Source organism: Collinsella sp. AF39-11AT, from assembly GCF_003474585.1.
Taxonomy (GTDB): Bacteria; Actinomycetota; Coriobacteriia; order Coriobacteriales; family Coriobacteriaceae; genus Collinsella.
On the sequence record NZ_QROG01000004.1, the window covers coordinates 18,452 to 36,778 of the forward strand.

Sequence of the window (18,327 nt, forward strand, 5' to 3'; positions counted from 1 at the left end):
CGCTGTCCTCATTTGCGGGGCATATAGTTTTTATCGCCCAGTTTGGCTCTTTTGTTTTGACTGGAAATACCATTTGGAAATCGGGCGTGGAAGCACGTATAAGATGCCCGTAAGTAAGGCAATGATAGCGAAGCGGACAATTAGATATCCGATCCACGGCGCTAGCGGAAGATTCTCGACGATACCGGAAACATATCGGTAGGGAAACACGTTTAACTCAATAAGATGCATGCAGAAGAACGGGAGCGTGTACTTTCCGATCCAAGCGATGGGCTTCGTGACGCGTGGAATATGCTTGCAAGCCATTTGGCATAGCTTGAGAATCACCAATGAACCAAAAATGCTCCCGATGACATCCTGCGTCCCGTTAACGTAGGTGTTTGTCACCATGTAAAGCTTTCCAAAGCATAGGGCTGAGTAGCCCCATATTCCCGCCATGAACAACCAGCAGATGGGTTCGATTGAGTTTTCATCGAGTAGGGCGTGCTTTCTAATGATCTGTCCAATGTACAAAAAGAGCGTTGCACTCAATGCCTGTAGGATGCTCCAAGGAAGCCAAACGATTTGGGCCAGAACGTTGCCGCAGAAGAAAAAACCCAGAACCAAAATTGCGGGATGTCGAAATTGATTAACGACGGTCAGGAGCATTTTGCCAAAGAAAAGCGCGAAGAGATACCAAAGGGCTCCGATAGCGGATACGAATGCTGGGGTTGCGGGCGTGATACCTCCACAGCCGTAGAGGCTTGCCATAAACCAGTGGTTGGCCATCTCTATTGGGTTAGTTTTCCCTGTTAAGACTGCCCCTAAGAACGAGCATCCAATTACGCCTATACAGGTAATCAGATAAGGCATCAGAAGCGATTTGGCATTCTTTTTAACGTAGTCGAGTGTGAGTTTAGCCTCGGGCTTGCTAAAGAATCCGCTGACAATAAAAAAGAGAGGCATATCAAATGAGTAGAAAATAGAGGCAAGCCTATCTGGTGTCCCCAGATATGTTGAGTGGCCAATGATGACGCCGGCAAGTGCTATTGCTTTTGCGACATCAAACTCGGGATATCTTTTTTTCACTGAATGCTCCTTATCGAGGGTCGTAATTATTTGAAAGACCTAATCCATTCACGCCGTTAATGCGGACGTTTCAATAGGTCTTTAACTTCCAGTATTGAGTGTAGCTTACGGTCTGCTTGTTTGCAGGTGGCGGTCTTTGAGGATTCAGTCTCGTTCAGAGCCATTTGTTATAATCGATTCATTTGAGTTGCATACCATATGTGTCATGCTTGTATTGGAGTCATTGTGTCACAAAACCAGCCGCTCGTTTCGGTACTCGTGCCTATTTGCAATGTCGAGAAATATCTCGATGAGTGCCTTAGCTCTCTGAAGAATCAGACTCTCAAAGATATTGAAATCATCTGCATCAACGATGGCTCTACGGATTCTTCCTTGGAGATCATCAATGGATTTGCGTCTGAAGACCCCCGATTCGTTGTTATTGATAAGCCAAATTCCGGCTACGGCGACTCCATGAATCGTGGTCTTGAAATCGCCAAGGGTAAGTATATTTCTATTCTTGAGTCCGACGATTTCTTGGATGCCGATGCGCTTGAGTTTATGGTTCAGCAGGCCGAGGACAACGAGCTCGATCTTTTTAAATGCAATTTCTGGCTCTATTGGTCGTCTCGCGATAGTTCAAGGCTTAATCGTCATGACGTCTATTTTCCCGCGATGAGTCAAGAGCTGATCGGCATGGGCGTACATAAGCCCATCGATGCGCCCGACGCATTCTGGGCCAAGCCTTCCATTTGGTCTGCGCTGTATCGTAAGGACTTTCTGTCTTCCAATAACATCTCGTTTCTTCCTACTCCAGGAGCGTCCTTCCAGGACACGAGCTTCACCTTTAAGGTCCTTGCCTGTGCACGGCGCGCAATGTATTCGGGAAAGGCGTTCCTGCACTATCGTCAGGATAATGAACATTCTTCGGTGAACAATCCGGGCAAGGTGTTTTGTGTTTGCGATGAGCATCATGAGATGTCGCGCTTCCTAAATGAGGACCGCCCTGATCTTAAGCCGGCGCTTGATCCTATTCGTGCCAAAGTGAAGTTCTATAACTACGATTGGAACCTTAACAGGCTGGCGCCTGAACTTCGTCGCGATTTTATTAGCGTCTTTTCTACTGAAATGGCTGACGAGTTGCAGGCGAATAACATTATTTGTGCCGAAGCTCCGTTTGACCGCTACGGCTTTAATCCTGGTGAGTTTGCTCGTGTAAAGGATTTTGCCGAGAACGCCGATCTTCTTAAGGTCCAGTATTCGCTTACGGGCTCCGGTAAGCTCAATACGATTCGCGAGTATCTTGCTGCTGGCGGCTTCTCTATGGTGGCTCGTATGATGAAGAGAAAGCTCCGCCGTTAATATGTCTGATTTATATTGCCCGTTGCTGTCGATCGTTGTCCCTGTTTATAACGTCGGCGGCTACTTACTGGATACCCTCGACTCGATTGCGGCTCAGTCATACAACAATATCGAGATTATCTGTGTTGATGATGGATCCACAGATGGGTCGGGCGAGCTGCTCGACTTGTATGCCGCTCGCGATTCTCGATTTGCTATCTATCACGAAGTTAACCGGGGAGTTTCCGCTGCTAGAAACTTTGGTATCGATAAGGCTCGTGGTGAGATTATCCTTTTTGTCGATGCCGATGACTTGCTTAAGCCTAATGCCTGTGATGTCGTTCGCCAGGCCTTCGACAATGACAGCCAAGTGGATATCTTAAAGTTCTCCGCCGATCCCTTTCCGATCGAGCTTTCCAATCCGTGGCTTACGTCGACGTTGTCATTAGATGATGAAGAGTATTTCGGCTACAGCGATAAGCTCGTCTTTTATGCTAAGACTAGGCCGTTTCCCTGGAATGGAGCTTATCGTCTTTCTTTCTTGCGCGATCATGGGCTCTATTTTCCTGTTGGTCTGACCCTTGGCGAGGACCAGGTGTTTTCGTTTGCCACGTTAGGAAGGTCTTCTCGCACAAAGCTGCTTTCTGACTCGTTGTATGACTATCGTCTGTCCCGCAAGGATTCGGCAATGTGTTTGATGGCACAAGATGAGAAGCTGCGCCTTCAGAAGCATCTGCAGGTTGTTGATTGCATCATGGCGGATTGGGATAAGCAGGGGAGATTCGAAGGCGAGTCGGGCCGCTCTATGCTGCTATTCGTTGCTGATTTCCTCGTGTTCGATCTGCTTAATATCAAGAATCAGGCAGATCGAGAGGAATTGCTGCAAGGGTTGCAGCGCGTACTTTCGAAGTATTTGACGATTGATGATATTGGACAGTTGCTGGCAAGCGATAGAATCCTAAAGTTCTATCAACAGCTACTTGCCCAAGACGGTCCTGTTTCGTTTGGTGCATCCAGCGTATATTCATTTGTCGCTCAACTAAAGGGATATAAGGCGGCGGTGTTTATGCTGATCGATCGAGCTAAATCTTTTCTTCTTACCGCCTGCGGCGTTTCGTCCACGGAGGACATGAAGGATGGTTTATTTGAGGATGCGCCTTCTATCTCCGAGGCGATTGAGGCGCTTAAATCTCGCTCATAATTCGTTTTACGGTAATGGTGCTGTTCGCGAATTGCGGCTATTGAAGCTCTAAAGGAGGGTGGTCGGGATGCTACTCCCAACCACCCTTTTATCATGTAAGTTGCTATGAAACTCTGTTCACTGTTAAACGGCCTAGCATGCGGTATTCTGACGATACTGTTTAAGCTTTACCTGGATGGGCCCAATGATGAAGGGGTCCACGACCGATGCCACCGCTAGCGCCAGTCCGTAGGCCAGCGCTGTCGCCAATATCCATGTGGCTATCCTAAGTGGCCATGAAAGCGTCGAATATCCGCCATCTAGTACGCCGTTATAGATAACAGATGTGGCAAGCTCAATCGTTGCGTATTGCAAGAGATAAATCGAATAGGATCTTTTTGCAGTCCACTCAATGATGTTCGAGAACGTTTGCGAGTGTAGCTTGATGCCATCAAACGCAACAAATATTGCAACGGTCACGATTACCCAGTTAAAACTCGGATCGGACCTTTCGAAACCAAAATATGCGCTCACAATATCGAAGATGAAAAAAAGAATACCTATTGACTTAATAAACCTAGTTTCCCGCCTGTCTAATAATGGTGTTACACGCTTAACGAAATACCCCAAGCAAAAGAACGTGAAATACGTTCCCCCAAGCAGCGATCGCGGTATGATGCGCTGAAACATGCTTACGGCTGCTGCAAGGGTTATATGCTGAGAGTTTATGAGCAAAGAGTTTGCTGCGCATGATAGTCCGCCCCATGCGTAGATTCCTAAGGTTACGAACAGGGCAATTTTGCAGGTACGGTCATCAAGTGCTTCGAACATTTTTGCCAATACTGGCGCAATAATAATATATGGAATGAGCGCTGGAACAAACCACCAGCCACCTTGGACAAGGCTACTGGTGTATCGGATGTAGTTGGTATCCTGAAGTGAGCCAGTCACTACTTTATAGGTGTACAGAAGCCCAGCATACACAAAGATGGGTAGCAGCAACGACAGGGCTTTTCCAAAGAGATAGTCCTTGTAGCTTTTCTTTAGAGGTTTCAGTGCGAAATAGCCCGACAGGCAGAAGAATATCGGGTCGCAAATAATGGCGCCTGTGCCTACTATCACGCCAGCGTTAATGCCGCGAAAACTGCCCAGTTGCGGTGCGATGTGAACAACAACAACTAAAAACATTGAGAGGGCTCTTAGAAGATCCCAGTTTGTAAGGCGCTTATTAGTGTTCATTGAGGCCTACTCACCTATTGAATTGCGCGTTTTGTATACCTGAAGCTCCCATTGTTTCTTTTCGACCTTGGCGACCGAGTCGAGGATGAAGCCCGTTGCCAGGCTGAGGCCGCACAGGAACATGAAACACGCGGCGAGCATGGCAGTTGGGAAGCGGGGAACCAGCCCGGTGTGGAAATACTCTACGATGATGGGGATGCCGAGCGCGAGGCCGATGGCGGCGAAGATCAGGGCGATGAGGCTGAAGAATTTGAGCGGTCGGTAGTCCTTGAAGAGCGTGCCGATCATGGCGATGACCTTAATGCCGTCGCCGACCGTGTCGAGCTTGGACACTGAACCAGCGGGGCGGTCCCGGTACTCCACCGGGACGTCCTTAATTCGCCAACGGTGATCGACGGCGTGGATGGAGAGCTCGGTCTCGATCTGGAAGCCCTCGCTCAGGACGGGGAACGTCTTGACGAACGGCTGACCCATGGCGCGGTACCCCGTCATGACGTCTTCGAAGCTGTAACCGTAGATCCACTTGATCATGGCGCGGACCAGGTTGTTCCCGAAACCGTGGAAGGCGCGCTTGTTCTCCTCGGTGTAAGTGCCGTTGGAGAGGCGGTCGCCCACGGTCATATCCGCCTCTCCCGCAAGGATAGGGTCGCAGAGCGCTCGGGCTGCTTCGGCGGGATACGTGTCGTCGCCGTCGACCATGAGGTAGCAGCCTGCGTCGATGTCGCGGAACATCTGACGGCACACGTTGCCCTTTCCCTGGCGCGGTTCGAGCCGCACCGTGGCGCCGTGCTCCAAGGCAATCTGGGACGTCCCATCGGTTGAGTTGTTGTCGTAGACGTAAACCGTGGCTCCGGGGAGTTCGCGGTGGAAATCGTCTATGACTTTACCTATGGTGACGGCCTCGTTATAGCAGGGAATGATAACCGCTGTGTTTGTATAGTCCAAGATGAATGCCCCCATAACTTATTACGGGTTGTTAGTATACCTGCCGTCAGATGCCTGTATTTGATATGGCGTACTTTTCCAGATTTACATCGCTGGGTTAGTTGCCGTCTTTGAAGGCTATACTTTCCACTGTTATGAATTACGAGACAAGGAGATGGTCCGTGACTGACAGCGTAGATAGTCAGAAAGCGGTGGCTAAGCCGGCCTCTCACGCTAAAAATGATTTCGAAAAAGACAAATACATCCTGAGGCAGCTTGTCACTAAGGATTTTAAGATTAAGTATCGTCGCAGCGTTTTGGGTGTTGCGTGGTCGGTACTCAATCCACTTCTTATGATGGTCGTCATGTCCATTGTGTTCTCGACCATTTTTGGTCAGAGCCGCAATGGTTCCATAACGCCCGAGATGTATCCGCTGTACCTGATTGTCGGCAACATTACGTTCTCGGTTATGTCCGAGTCGACGAACCAGGCACTCATGTCCATCATCGCGGCGTCGTCCTTGCTTAAAAAGGTTAAGGTGCACCGCTGGGTGTTCCCGGTTCAGAAGGTGCTGTTCTCGCTCGTTAACTTTGCCTTCTCTCTGGTTGCCGTCGCGCTGGTTATGCTGTGGTTCCATGTTCTTCCTACCTGGCATTTAATCTTGCTGCCGGTTTGCCTGTTTTTGCTTATGTGCTTTTGCATGGGCTTGGGCATGATGCTCTCGGCGCTTGCCGTATTTTTCCGTGATGTTATGCACCTGTGGACCGTCGTTATCACCGCGTGGATGTACCTGACGCCTATTTTCTGGACCACCGATTACATTAGCCAGATGGCCCATTGGATTCAGGTGTTGGTTGTTGTGAATCCCATGTACAACTACCTGCAGTTCATGCGCGATATATTCTTGTTTAACACGACGCCTTCCATGTTAACGCTAGGATTTTGCGTGTTCTGGGCCGTTTTTGCTTTAGTTGTTGGTTACGCCGTGTTCCATAAGACCGAGCACAAGTTTATTCTCTATATTTAAGGAGCGCTGTTATGTCTGCGACTACGGTTGATTACAGCAAGCAGCCTCTTGCTGTTGAGGTTAAAGACGTCACTATGATCTTCAATATGGCGTCTGAGTCTTTGACGAACCTCAAGGAATACTTTATTAAGCTTGCAAAGCACGAGCTCTTCTTTGAAGAGTTCCGCGCGCTTAAGCACATCTCCTTTAATGTTCATCGTGGCGAGGTTGTCGGTCTGGTTGGTACCAACGGTTCCGGCAAGTCTACGATGCTTAAGATCATTGCCGGCGTTCTGGAGCCCAGTGAGGGCGAGGTTAAGGTTCACGGCAACATCGCCCCGCTCATCGAGCTGGGCGCCGGCTTTGATCCCGAGCTTACAGCACGCGAGAATATCTACCTTAACGGCGCTCTGCTTGGTTATACCAAGGAGTTTATTGACGCGAGCTTTGACGATATTATCGAGTTCGCCGAGCTTAAAGACTTTGTCGACATGCCGCTCAAGAACTTCTCTTCGGGCATGGTTGCTCGTATTGCCTTTGCTATCGCTACTATTACCGAGCCCGATATCCTTATTGTTGATGAGACGCTTTCTGTTGGCGACGTGTTCTTCCAGCAGAAATGCGAGCGTCGTATTCAGCATTTTATTGAGAGCGGTGATGTAAGTGTGTTGTTTGTTTCTCACTCCATGGAGCAGGTTGAACGCATTTGCCAGCGTGCGGTTTGGATCGAGAAAGGCGACCTGCGCATGGATGGTCCCGTCGATGAGGTGTGCAAGGCATACCACGACCAGTTTAAGTAGGTTATAATTTGTTTTGCTGTGTAGACACGCTATTGGCGTGCTTGCATGGCTTTATGCTCCATTAGCTCAGTCGGATAGAGCAGGGGACTTCTAATCCCAAGGTCGACGGTTCGAATCCGCCATGGAGCACCTGTATTTATCGAGCCGTCAAACCGACGGCTCTTCTTTTATGGAGTTTGTGATGGGCACATTTTCGTCTGTTCGTATTGAGGCAAATTCCGATCTTCTTGAGACCGGTTTATCTGGTGCAGACGATCGCCATTCCTTAAAACGAGTACTTACGTACGGAACGTTTGATCTTCTTCATTATGGCCACATTCGCCTTCTTCAACAGGCATCTAAGCTCGGCGACTATCTTATCGTTGGGCTCTCAACTGATGAATTCAATGCTCTAAAAGGGAAAAAGAGTTTCTATTCCTATGATGTGCGACGTGAGATGCTTGAAGCGCTGCGTTATGTTGACTTGGTAATTCCAGAAGACAATTGGGATCAAAAGCCTCGGGACATAAAGATGTATCACGCTGATGTTGTGTGCATGGGAGGCGATTGGGCTGGCGACCCTCGCTTTGAATCATTGAAAGATATTTGCGATGTTGTCTACTTGAATCGAACTCCTGGAATTTCGACTACTGAGGTAAAGGGCAAGCTTGCTCACTAAAATTGCCCCGTGTATTGCATGGTAAACACGGGGCGATTTTTTATCATTAATCAAGCAGACGTTTCATGGTAAGATTTGAGGACCCATTTTCCAGCTCGCTATGATTGACGTGTTGGAAGTGGCTGTTAATGTCATTTGGAAGCTCGTAGATATCCCCATAGCGGCTCCAGAGGAATAAATCGGGGTTATTCGGCTCCTCGAGCTGTGTGCCCTCAAACGCTATGGCTTTAGTGGGAAAGAGGTCCGCAATGGGGTAGACCCATTGTTTCTGCTTTCCATCATCAAGGTTGTCGATAGCCCACATGATGCCCTTGGCGTGCTCCTTATCGGATATGATTCCGGCCGCTTTGGACTTTTCGAGGCATCGGTCGTAATGCTTCTGAATCAGGCTATTGTTCTCGCCCGAGTAATAAGGCTCGTCATGCCAGAATGCCAGCATTCTGTCTGACTCCATTTCTTCGACCATTTGAACACGGAGTTTTCGCTGTTCTTCGGCGAATTTGTTGTCAGTTGACGGAGCCCAGTCATAAATGAACAAATCCAGAAAACAGGGTATGTTTTCGTCGTTGTAAAGAAATCTAACTTGTCGACAGTGGACAAACCGGTCGTAAGCAATTGAAATTTTATAGCGGTTGTCATTTTCAACGATGTTGCATAGCTTTTTTAGATCATCGCGCATGATTCCAAGGTCGGTATCATCGTCCCAGGGAATAAATCCTTGATGTCTAATGGCTCCGATAAGTGTTCCGAAGTTAATCCAATACTTAATGTCGTTCTCTTTGCAGAGGGTATCGAATTCCCCCAATAGTTTTGAGCACCCAAGCTGTAAAAGCCTTAGGCCGCCAGTTGCTTTGGGCAACTCTCTAAAGAATCGCTCCTTTGCCTCCTGGATGTCCTCACCTGGCTGCCTGAATTCTTCCCAGGCAAACATTTTCATATGTTCGTCATGAGCATCGAGATTGAGAGAAAGAGATTCAATCATCGGAATTGCAATAGTGTCGAATTTGTAATTGATGTTCATATTGATGCCGTTGTCAGCGACTTCAATGCGTTGATATATTCTATCCAGCTTTTCTTGCAGTTTGAATATGTCCTCGTGCATAGTATGAAGTGATCTGGAGGATGCTGGTAAGAATTGCTTGATTTTGTTGAGCACTCGACGCTCCTTTCTCCGCGGTAGCTATTTTACTAAATCCAGGCAATCGCGCATTTGTATTCTATTTTATGGCGGTGAAAGTTAAATTAATTGAGAATGGATGGGGACCGCTAAGGTGATATTAGCAGACGCGATGCCGAAGACCCCTGCCATCCCGAGGTCGACCGACGGGATGGCAGGCATTCGATCGCCGCCCAGGCCACTCACCGAGCAGGCCATCAGCCCCATCATGGACGTTGGGGCCGTCCTGTCCTGCGGTGACGGGGCTGGACGGCGGGAACGGCTACGGGGGGCGGTCTCGAGACATGCATGGGCACGCTCGGCTTGAGGATCGTTCACGGATGCACCTCTGGCGTCGACGGTGGCGTGTGTGCTTGCGTGACCGCCGAACGTTGATTGTGGCGACGGCGGCGCGGGAGTCCATGCCGCGAGGACAAGGGTGTTCGTCGCCACCGATAACATGTTCCTCAGGAAGGTGCCGTTGCGATGGTTGAGAATGCGATCATATTTTGGCTGATGGCCGGTTCACGCGGATGGCTGTCGACCGACTTCATGAACTGGCGTACACATCAGCTTTCGTGATAAAACCTCGTTCAGGGTGTAATTGAGTGATGCTGTAGAAATTGGCAAATCGATAATTGGCGTCTTCCTGCTTTTTTTGGTTGATTGTCGCCGGACTGTGCTTTCTACTGCCCGTATCGCTCTATCGCTGTCTTGGTATGATATATAGCAAATTGTCGGTCGGCCGTTATTCTTTGGGAGCTTGCAATGATCGATTATCGCAATCCGTATACGCCCGGTGCGGGCGCGATGCCCAAGTATCTTGCCGGGCGCGACGATATTCTCGAAGCGGCTTCTCTTCAACTCAAGGCGCTTGCTGCGAACTACCAGAGCCGTTCGCTTGTTTTGTACGGCCTTAGGGGCGTTGGTAAAACAGTATTGCTTAACTCGATCGAATCAGTAGCCGAGGGCGAGGGTATTCTTGTCCGCCATATTGAGGTCGAAGAGAAGAAGGGTTTGATTGCTCCTTTGGCTTCGGCTTGTTGCTCGCTATCGGCTTCGCTTAATCGAATTGAACTCGTTAAGAGTAAATTGGAACAGATTAAGAACCTGTTTGCATCCTTAACGCTATCTGTTGATGCGGGCGATGGCTCGTTGTCTCTGGGCTTTAATGAAGAGGTTCTTGGGGCGTCTCTCGCCTCGTCTCATAATCTATCTGGCGATTTTACCGATATACTTGTCGTTCTAGGAAAATATGCTCAAGCTGCAGGATCTTCGATTTTTATTGGAATTGACGAGCTGCAGTATGCCAGTAAAGAAGAACTTGAAGCCTTGGCGTGCGCGCTTCATCGCGCGACCCAGCTTGGCCTTCCCGTTATGTTTGGCTGTGCCGGTTTGCCCAAGCTTCTAAAGATGCTGGGCGAAGCCAAGACCTATTCCGAGAGGCAGTTTAGCTTTGTGAAGGTCGATTCGCTTCCTCGTGACAAGGCGGTTGAGGCTATTGTCAGGCCCGCACAAAAGCTTGATGTGCGCTATTCCGACGAGGCTGTCGATGTCATCATTGACTATACAGAGGGCTACCCGTATTTCATCCAGGAGCTTTGTTCGACCATTTGGACTTCATCCGATAGTAAGTTCATTTCACTAGAAACCGTGCTCGGCTGCACCTCTATAGCGGATATGCGTCTTGACGAAGGTTTCTTTAGCGTTAGATACGATCGATGCACTCCAAGGCAAAAGGAGTTTTTGATTGCCATGGTTCGCTGCGGCGAGCTTCCCTGTACGCTCGCGAATGTGGCTCATTATATGGGGAGAGACGTTTCGTCTATTGGACCCCTACGAGCTCAATTAATTAGCAAGGGCATGATTTACTCCGCCGCAAGAGGAGAGGTTGATTTTACTGTACCTCAGTTTGATCGATATTTGAGGCGTACAGAACGAATTGACTAGTCGATTAAGAAGGGGGCCCGGCGCAGTAGCGAATGAACTGCGCCGGGCCCCCTGTTTGCTCGGGGTGGTTGGCTGAGCGTCCTCGCTCCTACGCCTCAGTCGGCTCCACGCCCAGCTCGTTGCGGACGAGCTCGAAGGCTGCTGCGATGGCCTTGTCCATGTCGTAGTACTTGTAGCCGCCCAGGCGACCGGCAAAGATCATGTCGCCCTCCTGCGCCGCCAGCTCCTCGTATTGCTTGTAGAGGGCCTCGTTCTTGGCGTCGTTGATGGGGTAGTAGGGCTCGTCGCCGGGCTTCCAGTCGGCCGGGTACTCGCGCGTGATGACGGTCTTGTCCTGCGTGCCGAACTCAAAGTGCTTATGCTCGATGATTCGCGTGTAGGGGATCTCGCGCTCGGTGTAGTTGACCACGGCAACGCCCTGGTGGTCCTGCTCGTCGAGCGTCTCGGTCTCAAAGCGCAGGCTGCGATACTCCAGCGTGCCCAGCTTAAAGTCATAGAACGCGTCGATGGGGCCGCAGTAGATCGTCTTGGCGGCAATGTCGGGCTCGGCGGCGATCAACTCCTTGTACTCCACGCCGCAACGCACCTCGATGTCCTCGAGCATGTTGGCGACCATCTTGGTGTATCCGCCCATGGGGATGCCCTGATAGCGGTCGTTGAAGTAGTTGTTGTCGTAGGTGAAGCGGCAGGGGAGGCGCTTGATGATGCTTACGGGCAGGTCCTTGCAGTCGCGGCCCCACTGCTTCTCGGTGTAACCCTTCACGAGCGTCTCGAAGATGTCGCGGCCCACGAGGGACAGGGCCTGCTCCTCCAGGTTTGCCGGCTCGCCGATGTTCTCGGCGGCCACCTGCTCGGCAATCTTGGCCTTGGCGTCGGCCGGCGTGACGACGCCCGGCCACATCTTGGCGAAGGTGTTCATGTTGAAGGGCATGTTGTACATGTTGCCGTGGAAGTTTGCGACCGGCGAGTTGACGTAGTTGTTGAACTCGGCGAAGCGGTTGACGTAGTCCCAGACGTCCTTCATGGAGGTGTGGAAGATGTGCGCGCCGTAGCGGTGGACCTGGATGCCCTCGACGTCCTCGGTATAGATGTTGCCGGCGATGTGGTCGCGGCGATCGATGACCAGGACCGACTTGCCGGCGCGCTTGGCGGCATTGGCGAATACGGCGCCCGAAAGGCCGGCGCCGACGACGAGGTAATCGTACTGGGACATGGATGTGCTCCTTTGTATGTCAATCGGACAGTTCCTTTAGTTTAGGGACAAACATACCTAATGTGTCGCCCCAAGGGTTAGTGTAGCAGTCGTTCCCTCGGCAGCTCCAAAGCGTGGGCGTTGCCTGGTTTCCAAATGATGTTAAGGACTCGCTATTCCGCCCTCAGGCACTCGGGCAAGATGCTTGCAACTGCATCCATCGCCTGTGGCCTCAGATACTGCTCATTGAGCTTCGTCTTTTTGTAAGCATAACGAGTGTCTGCCGAGTACTTGATCAATACGTCGGTGAAGAACCGCTCCCAGCTCAGGTAGTCGCGGCTTTCGATGTAGTTCGAGGGGTCCTCGAGAATCTTTGGGATATCGTTGCTGGGAATGAGGCCAGATTGCAGAAGCGTCCACTCGAATGATTCCGGGAGGAACAAGCGAACGTTCTTGTAAACGCGCTGCCCAAGCACCTTTTCGATGTAAGGGCCAAACGCTGCGCCGTCTCTTATGGCAAGGATGTTTTGCTCGGGACATTCGTGAATCGTTCGTTTTAGGTTTGCTACGCCGGTGGCGGAATAGCAGGGGATCCCGAGTCGGTTGCAAAGAGCGTTGTAGAATTGATAGCCAGATTTGCTGTCCTCGACAACTACGGCGTCGGGTATCTCGAATCCAACATTTAGATCCTGATACAACATGCTTGCCGTGTGGTCATATAGCGGCTTGGTCACCGAGTAGAAGCGTCTGTCGCTCTTGCGGCCATTAATTGTCTTGCTTGTGGTGTTGACTAGCTTTAGGATCTCGTCGACGCTGTAGGGGAGTTCGTTGGCGTCGCGACGAGATATCAGAACAAAATAGTTGGACGATCCGTTTACGGCTTTGGCGAAGTCCTTTGAGTAGATAAACTCGTTGCCCTCATCTAGAAAGACGATCGAATCTTCGATGATCGACAGCTCGCGCTCCCAGCGTCTGCCGGAAAGCGTTTCGCAGGGCACGTCACAACTGAGCGTGACGCCGCTCTCCGGTCCACGATCGTTGTAGTCGCGAATCATCGAGATGAGTGTCGTTTTGCCCGTGCCGCTGTTACCGCGAATGAAGGAAATGTTGCGTTTAAAGGTGAGTGTGTATTTGACCTTTGCACGCTCTACGACAACGGTATGCGTTCCCTTCATTACTCATCAACATCCAAAAAGTCATTCGTGGCGCCGATAAACTCCTGCATGTTTCTGACGATGCGGTCATCGTTATTAATGCGAATCTCAAAATGCTTCCAGGGGAATTTCATGATGTGGTAAAGGGTTACCAGCACATCCTGCTCTTTGCCAATTTTGAGCAGCCAGCGGGCGCAGTTATCTCCGCAAGTGGATGCATTAAACACCATGTTTGGCAGATTGCGCACCAGCAGCAGCGTCTTAACGCCGCCGGAAAGCTCGAGGGGCGTAATCGAACCGAGCTGTTTGCTGATGATGTTGTGGGGGCCGATGAGCTCTGATCCGTCCACGCTTTTAATCATCTGTGCGGCCATAGGGTCTTCGAACCATGAGTCCAAGTATGAGTTCCTAAAATAGGTTTCGGTATCGTAGATGGAACCGGGATAATCTCCCAGATGGATGCTTAACATGCGCGTCTCCAGACGTTGTGTGACTGCAACGATTGTATGCCAGTAATAAAGTGCCGCCAGTAGCGAGGTTGCTGCTGGCGGCACTGGCTATATTAGCGTGCGAATCGGCGTTGATGGATTTGCTCGCGAGGCTACTTTTCGAGACGCTTCCCCAGCAGCTCTAACGCATGCGCGTAGCCCTGCAGACCCTCGCCGGTGATGGTGGCGAAGCAGGCCAGGCGGGCGTAGCTTATCTGGCGGAAGTCCTCGCGGGTCTCGACGGCGCTGATGTGGACCTCGACGGCAGGGATGGCGACGGCCTTGAGGGCATCGAGGATCGCGACGCTCGTGTGCGTGTAGGCCGCCGGGTTGATGACGATGCCGTCGACCTTGCCGTAGGCCTCCTGGATCTTGTCGACGATGCTGCCCTCGTGGTTGGACTGGAAGACCTCGACCTCGTCGAAGCCCTGCGCGGCTCCTGCCTCCTTGCAGATCTGGACCAAGCGGTCGTAGTTGTCGCTACCGTAGATGCCCGGCTCGCGAATGCCGAGCATGTTGAGGTTGGGGCCGTTGATGACGAGTGCTTTCATGGTTGCTTCCTTTGTGGTTGGTTGGCGTGGCCGGTCTTGTGGTCTTCGACGTTTGCCCAGATAAAACCTGCCAAAATAAACCTGTCCCTTTTTGGCATTGATTAGAGAGCGGATGGGAGGGTGTCGAGGAGGGCTTGGGCGGTGTTGGCGGCGCAGTCGCGTGAGTCGATGATGTAGTCGGCCCAAGCGCGGTAGCGCGGCATGCGCTGCTCGGCCAGCTTGTCGATGCCATCGCGGGCGGTGATGGGGCGACCCTTGTGGGCGAGTTCGTCGAGCTTACGGTTGAGCATCACGATCTGGCTGTTCTGGTGCAGTAGCGGGTAGTTCTCGTCGCGCGTGACCACGCCGCCGCCCGTGGAAAGCACCAGGCCGCTGCGCTTGGAGATGTCGGACAGAGCCGCCGTCTCCTGCTTGCGGAAGGCCACCTCGCCGCGCTCGACGATAAAGTCGGCACAGGGCATGCCCAGACGCTCCTCGAGCGCGTGATCCAAGTCGATGTGCTCGCGACCCGTGAGCAGGGCGATCTGCTCGCCCACGCGGGTCTTGCCCGAACCCGGCATGCCGATCAGGGCAATGTTTTGCTCGCGGCGGGACAGACGCTCCGTTATGTCCAAGATGCGCTTGCGCGGGGTGACCTGGCCGGTATAGCGCTCAACGGCCTGCGCCGCCTGTGCCACAAGCATGAGCAGACCACCGATGCAGGGGATGCCGCGGCGCTCGGCCTCGAGCATGAGTCCCGTGCGAGCGGGGTTGTAGACAATGTCGATAACGCCCTCGAGCGCATTGAGCCCCTCGAGTGTGCAGGGGGCGTCGGGACAGTGGGGGAACATGCCGGCGGGCGTGCAGTTGACGAGCAACGCGGCGTCGGACTGTTGTGCGATGTTGCCGTAGTTGACCTCGCTCGCGCGTCCCACGGGCACCACGAGCGCGCCCAGGTCGCCCAGCACCATGCTGGCCGTGGTGCCGGCGCCTCCGGTGGCTCCGAGCACGAGGACCTTCTTGCCGGCAATCTCCACACCCAGCTCCTCGACCAGGCACTGGAAACCGAAGTAGTCGGTGTTGTCGCCGCGCAGACGGCCGTCGGGCAGGCGCGTGATGGTGTTGACGTTTCCCATACGCTCGGCGAGTGGACTCAGCTCGTCCAGGTATTCCATGACGGCGCGCTTGTAGGGGATGGTCACGTTGGTGCCCTCCCATTCGTCACCCGTCATAAAAGCCTGGAGGTCCTCGGGCTCGCGCTCAAAACGCACATACTCGAGCCCCGCGAGCTCCTTGTAGATGGTCGGGGTGTAGCTGTGGCCCAGCACGCGGCCCAGCACGCCGTAGGGGCGGGTTGTGGCGACGTCAGTCATCTAGAGCACCTCCGTGTAGCTGCCAAAGTAGGTGAAGCTCTCGCACACCTCGTCAATCGAGTCGAGCAGGTCGTCGAGGGCTTTGCTGCCAAAGGGACAGTCCAGATCGAAGTAGAACATAAACTCAAAGTCGCGCCCGGGGATGGGGCGGCTCTCGAGCTTGATAAGGTTGATGTTGAGTGCGTAGAAGCGCTCGAGTACGCGATAGAGGGCGCCCGGTTCGTTGGCCGTGGTGATCATGAGCGAGGTACGGTTGGCGCCGGGGTAGACGCGCGGCTCGCGACTGATGACGACGAAGCGCGTGTAGTTGTTGTCCGAGTCCTGGATATTGGGCTCCAGCACCTCCAGACCATAGAGCGCCGCGCAGCTGCGCGAGGCGATAGCGGCGACATCGGTGCGTTCGGAGCTGGCGACCATCTCGGCCGACATGGCCGTGTTGGGGTACTTGGTGGCGTGCAGGTCGTGTGCCTCGATAAAGCCGGCGCATTGGGCAATGGCCTGGCCGTGGCTGTAGACCTCGTGCACGTCCGCAAGCTTGGTGCCGGGCTTGACGAGCAAGTTGTGGTCGATTTTGAGGCGAAGCGAGCGCACGATGTGGAAGTCGAACTGGGCGAGCAGGTCGTAGACGGCGTTGACCGAGCCGGCGGTGGAGTTCTCGATGGGCAGCACGCCAAACTCGCAGAAGCCGTCGCGCACGGCGCGCATAACGCCCTCGAAGGTCTCGAAGAACGCAATGTCGGGCACGTCGAAGAGCCTGCACGCGGCAATTTGGCTATAGGCGCCCTCGACGCCCTGGCAGGCGACGCTAGCCGTCTGGGGGAAAGGCGTGTCAAAGGCTGCAGCCGTGGCGTGGGCCTTTTGTGAGACGGTGATGCCCTTGAGCTCGTTGATGTAGCGCTGCTGCTCGGCCTTGCTCATGCTCATGAGGAGGCGGAACAGGGTGATGGCTTGGGCCTCGTAGCGCTCGGGCACGCGGCTGGCGAGATTGTTGAGCTTGGAGCGCTCACGGGCGGGGTCGAAGACGGCCTTGCCCATCTCGATTTTAGACTTGGCGACCTCGGTGGCAATGTCCATGCGCTCGACAAAACTGTTGAGGAGCGTGGTGTCGATGCCATCGATGGCCTGGCGGATGTCAGCAAGGTCCATGGAGACCCCTTTCACGTGTCGGGGGATATTGAGGGGTGGGTAGTTAGCGCTGGGCGGCGTCTTCGAGGAGAGCGTCCCAAATCGCGAGGGCGGCGGCTGCTTCGGCTACGGGGACGGCTCGGGGGACGATGCAGGGATCGTGGCGGCCGTGGACCGAGAGCTCGGCATTTTCCATAGCGTCCATGTCCACCGTCTGCTGCTCACGGCCAATGGAGGGCGTCGGCTTTACGGCCATGCGCCACATGACGGGCGCGCCGGTCGAAATACCGCCCAGGATGCCGCCGGCGTTGTTGGACTCGACCTCGATCTCGCCGGTCTCGGCATCGATGCGATACGGATCATTGTTCTCGCTGCCGCGCATGGCGGCCACGGCAAAGCCCATGCCAAACTCCACGCCCTTTACGGCGGGAATGCCAAACGCGATCTGCGCGATGCGGTTCTCGATGCCGTCGAACATGGGGTCGCCGATGCCCGCGGGAAGCCCGTAAATGCCGCACTCCACGATGCCGCCGATGCTGTCGAGTTCGTCGCGCGCGGCTAGGATTTCCTCGCGCATGCGGCCGGCTGCGGCGGCGTCAATGCAAGGAAGATCGTTCGTCAGGATCGCCTTGCGGTCGGCCTCGCGATAGACCATATCGTCCATCGGCAGGTCGGAGATACCGCCGATCTGCGCGACGTGCGCCATCACTTTAATGCCGCGGGCCTCGAGTGCCTGCAGCGCAATGCCGCCGGCGATGCACAGGGGTGCCGTTAGGCGGCCGGAGAAGTGCCCGCCACCGGCGACATCGTGCATGTTGTGATACTTCACGCGCGCAGGGAAGTCCGCATGTCCGGGGCGGGGCTTGCGGCGCAGCTCGGAGTAATCCTTGGAGCGCGTGTTGGTGTTCTCGATAATCGCGGCGATGGGCGCGCCGGTGGTATGTCCATCGACCACACCGGCGATGATGTGGGCGTCGTCGGCCTCGCGGCGTTTGGTCGCGGTCTCGTCGCGACCGGGGGCACGACGGTCGAGGAAGGCCTGCAGCTGCTCCTGGTCAACAGCGATGCCCGCCGGAATGCCATCGAGGGAGCAGCCGATGGCGGGGGAGTGCGACTGGCCGAAGATGCTTACGTGCAAGACGTTGCCAAAGGTCGAGGACATG

17 protein-coding genes and 1 tRNA gene are annotated in these 18,327 nt (G+C 53.4%); 7 read left to right on the top strand and 11 right to left on the bottom strand.

The genetic code is table 11. The features are described 5' to 3' along the window. Positions 1 to 30 precede the first annotated feature (30 nt). Positions 31 to 1,068: an acyltransferase family protein gene (locus DW037_RS02680; protein ID WP_158551603.1), complete on the bottom strand. Its 1,038-nt coding sequence runs from the start codon at positions 1,066 to 1,068 to the stop codon at positions 31 to 33. A gap of 225 nt (positions 1,069 to 1,293) precedes the next feature. Here DW037_RS02680 and DW037_RS02685 point away from each other — a divergent pair, with 225 nt between their 5' ends. Together DW037_RS02685 and DW037_RS02690 are read left to right on the top strand one after the other, a co-directional pair. After that, the gene (locus DW037_RS02685; protein WP_158551606.1) at positions 1,294 to 2,409 is read left to right on the top strand and encodes a glycosyltransferase; all 1,116 of its coding nucleotides are present in this window, start codon (positions 1,294 to 1,296) and stop codon (positions 2,407 to 2,409) included. A gap of 1 nt (position 2,410) precedes the next feature. Next, positions 2,411 to 3,589, top strand: a complete 1,179-nt coding sequence (locus DW037_RS02690; protein WP_117629133.1) for a glycosyltransferase — start codon at positions 2,411 to 2,413, stop codon at positions 3,587 to 3,589. A gap of 132 nt (positions 3,590 to 3,721) precedes the next feature. On the opposite strand, the gene DW037_RS02695 is transcribed toward DW037_RS02690, so the two are convergent. Beyond that, entirely contained in the window at positions 3,722 to 4,807 is a 1,086-nt protein-coding gene (locus tag DW037_RS02695) for an acyltransferase (RefSeq protein ID WP_117629134.1), read from the bottom strand. A 6-nt stretch (positions 4,808 to 4,813) separates the two neighbouring features. Beyond that, the gene (locus DW037_RS02700; RefSeq protein WP_233505645.1) at positions 4,814 to 5,752 is read right to left on the bottom strand and encodes a glycosyltransferase family 2 protein; all 939 of its coding nucleotides are present in this window, start codon (positions 5,750 to 5,752) and stop codon (positions 4,814 to 4,816) included. Positions 5,753 to 5,913: 161 nt separating this feature from the next. On the opposite strand from DW037_RS02700, the gene DW037_RS02705 reads away from it, so the two are divergent. The 4 genes from DW037_RS02705 (at position 5,914) to tagD (ending at position 8,196) form a co-directional block, all read left to right on the top strand. Continuing rightward, a complete protein-coding gene (locus DW037_RS02705) occupies positions 5,914 to 6,759 on the top strand; it encodes an ABC transporter permease (RefSeq protein ID WP_233505646.1) in 846 nt (281 codons plus the stop codon). A gap of 11 nt (positions 6,760 to 6,770) precedes the next feature. Further along, a complete protein-coding gene (locus DW037_RS02710) occupies positions 6,771 to 7,538 on the top strand; it encodes an ABC transporter ATP-binding protein (RefSeq protein ID WP_117629137.1) in 768 nt (255 codons plus the stop codon). Between the two features lie 55 nt (positions 7,539 to 7,593). Next, positions 7,594 to 7,667 (top strand) — tRNA-Arg (locus DW037_RS02715). Between the two features lie 52 nt (positions 7,668 to 7,719). After that, a complete protein-coding gene (gene tagD, locus DW037_RS02720) occupies positions 7,720 to 8,196 on the top strand; it encodes a glycerol-3-phosphate cytidylyltransferase (RefSeq protein ID WP_117629138.1) in 477 nt (158 codons plus the stop codon). Between the two features lie 46 nt (positions 8,197 to 8,242). Here tagD and DW037_RS02725 read toward each other — a convergent pair whose 3' ends face one another. Beyond that, positions 8,243 to 9,352: a phosphorylcholine transferase LicD gene (locus DW037_RS02725; protein WP_117629139.1), complete on the bottom strand. Its 1,110-nt coding sequence runs from the start codon at positions 9,350 to 9,352 to the stop codon at positions 8,243 to 8,245. A gap of 768 nt (positions 9,353 to 10,120) precedes the next feature. On the opposite strand from DW037_RS02725, the gene DW037_RS02730 reads away from it, so the two are divergent. Then, the gene (locus tag DW037_RS02730) at positions 10,121 to 11,302 is read left to right on the top strand and encodes an AAA family ATPase (protein ID WP_117629140.1); all 1,182 of its coding nucleotides are present in this window, start codon (positions 10,121 to 10,123) and stop codon (positions 11,300 to 11,302) included. 88 nt (positions 11,303 to 11,390) lie between these two features. Here the strand turns inward: DW037_RS02730 and glf are convergent, their stop codons facing one another. From glf to aroC, 7 genes are all read right to left on the bottom strand, one after another. Further along, complete coding sequence (gene glf / locus DW037_RS02735; protein ID WP_118372802.1) at positions 11,391 to 12,515, bottom strand: UDP-galactopyranose mutase; 1,125 nt, start codon at positions 12,513 to 12,515, stop codon at positions 11,391 to 11,393. A gap of 152 nt (positions 12,516 to 12,667) precedes the next feature. Beyond that, positions 12,668 to 13,669 carry a translation initiation factor 2 gene (locus tag DW037_RS02740; protein WP_117629142.1) on the bottom strand — a complete coding sequence of 334 codons (1,002 nt, stop codon included), beginning with the start codon at positions 13,667 to 13,669 and terminating at the stop codon, positions 12,668 to 12,670. After that, positions 13,669 to 14,118, bottom strand: coding sequence for a DUF4869 domain-containing protein (locus tag DW037_RS02745; protein WP_117629143.1), 450 nt, complete (start codon positions 14,116 to 14,118; stop codon positions 13,669 to 13,671). Before DW037_RS02745 ends, DW037_RS02740 begins: the two co-directional genes overlap by 1 nt. 131 nt (positions 14,119 to 14,249) lie before the next feature. Then, a complete protein-coding gene (gene aroQ, locus DW037_RS02750; RefSeq protein WP_117629144.1) occupies positions 14,250 to 14,687 on the bottom strand; it encodes a type II 3-dehydroquinate dehydratase in 438 nt (145 codons plus the stop codon). Between the two features lie 101 nt (positions 14,688 to 14,788). Beyond that, positions 14,789 to 16,039 carry a shikimate kinase gene (locus tag DW037_RS02755; RefSeq protein WP_117800158.1) on the bottom strand — a complete coding sequence of 417 codons (1,251 nt, stop codon included), beginning with the start codon at positions 16,037 to 16,039 and terminating at the stop codon, positions 14,789 to 14,791. Next, positions 16,040 to 17,185: a prephenate dehydratase gene (pheA, locus tag DW037_RS02760; RefSeq protein ID WP_117800157.1), complete on the bottom strand. Its 1,146-nt coding sequence runs from the start codon at positions 17,183 to 17,185 to the stop codon at positions 16,040 to 16,042. It abuts the gene before it with no gap. A gap of 43 nt (positions 17,186 to 17,228) precedes the next feature. Next, complete coding sequence (gene aroC / locus DW037_RS02765) at positions 17,229 to 18,326, bottom strand: chorismate synthase (protein WP_117800156.1); 1,098 nt, start codon at positions 18,324 to 18,326, stop codon at positions 17,229 to 17,231. Position 18,327: the final 1 nt, after the last annotated feature.

Bases quoted from the DNA above. Each gene is read 5' to 3' on its own strand.
- DW037_RS02695 (WP_117629134.1), bottom strand. From the start codon at position 4,807: ATGAACACTAATAAGCGCCTTACAAACTGGGATCTTCTAAGAGCCCTC.
- DW037_RS02740 (WP_117629142.1), bottom strand. From the start codon at position 13,669: ATGAAGGGAACGCATACCGTTGTCGTAGAGCGTGCAAAGGTCAAATAC.
- DW037_RS02710 (WP_117629137.1), top strand. From the start codon at position 6,771: ATGTCTGCGACTACGGTTGATTACAGCAAGCAGCCTCTTGCTGTTGAG.
- glf (WP_118372802.1), bottom strand. From the start codon at position 12,515: ATGTCCCAGTACGATTACCTCGTCGTCGGCGCCGGCCTTTCGGGCGCC.
- DW037_RS02755 (WP_117800158.1), bottom strand. From the start codon at position 16,039: ATGACTGACGTCGCCACAACCCGCCCCTACGGCGTGCTGGGCCGCGTG.
- DW037_RS02745 (WP_117629143.1), bottom strand. From the start codon at position 14,118: ATGTTAAGCATCCATCTGGGAGATTATCCCGGTTCCATCTACGATACC.
- aroQ (WP_117629144.1), bottom strand. From the start codon at position 14,687: ATGAAAGCACTCGTCATCAACGGCCCCAACCTCAACATGCTCGGCATT.
- aroC (WP_117800156.1), bottom strand. From the start codon at position 18,326: ATGTCCTCGACCTTTGGCAACGTCTTGCACGTAAGCATCTTCGGCCAG.
- tagD (WP_117629138.1), top strand. From the start codon at position 7,720: ATGGGCACATTTTCGTCTGTTCGTATTGAGGCAAATTCCGATCTTCTT.
- pheA (WP_117800157.1), bottom strand. From the start codon at position 17,185: ATGGACCTTGCTGACATCCGCCAGGCCATCGATGGCATCGACACCACG.
- DW037_RS02730 (WP_117629140.1), top strand. From the start codon at position 10,121: ATGATCGATTATCGCAATCCGTATACGCCCGGTGCGGGCGCGATGCCC.
- DW037_RS02690 (WP_117629133.1), top strand. From the start codon at position 2,411: ATGTCTGATTTATATTGCCCGTTGCTGTCGATCGTTGTCCCTGTTTAT.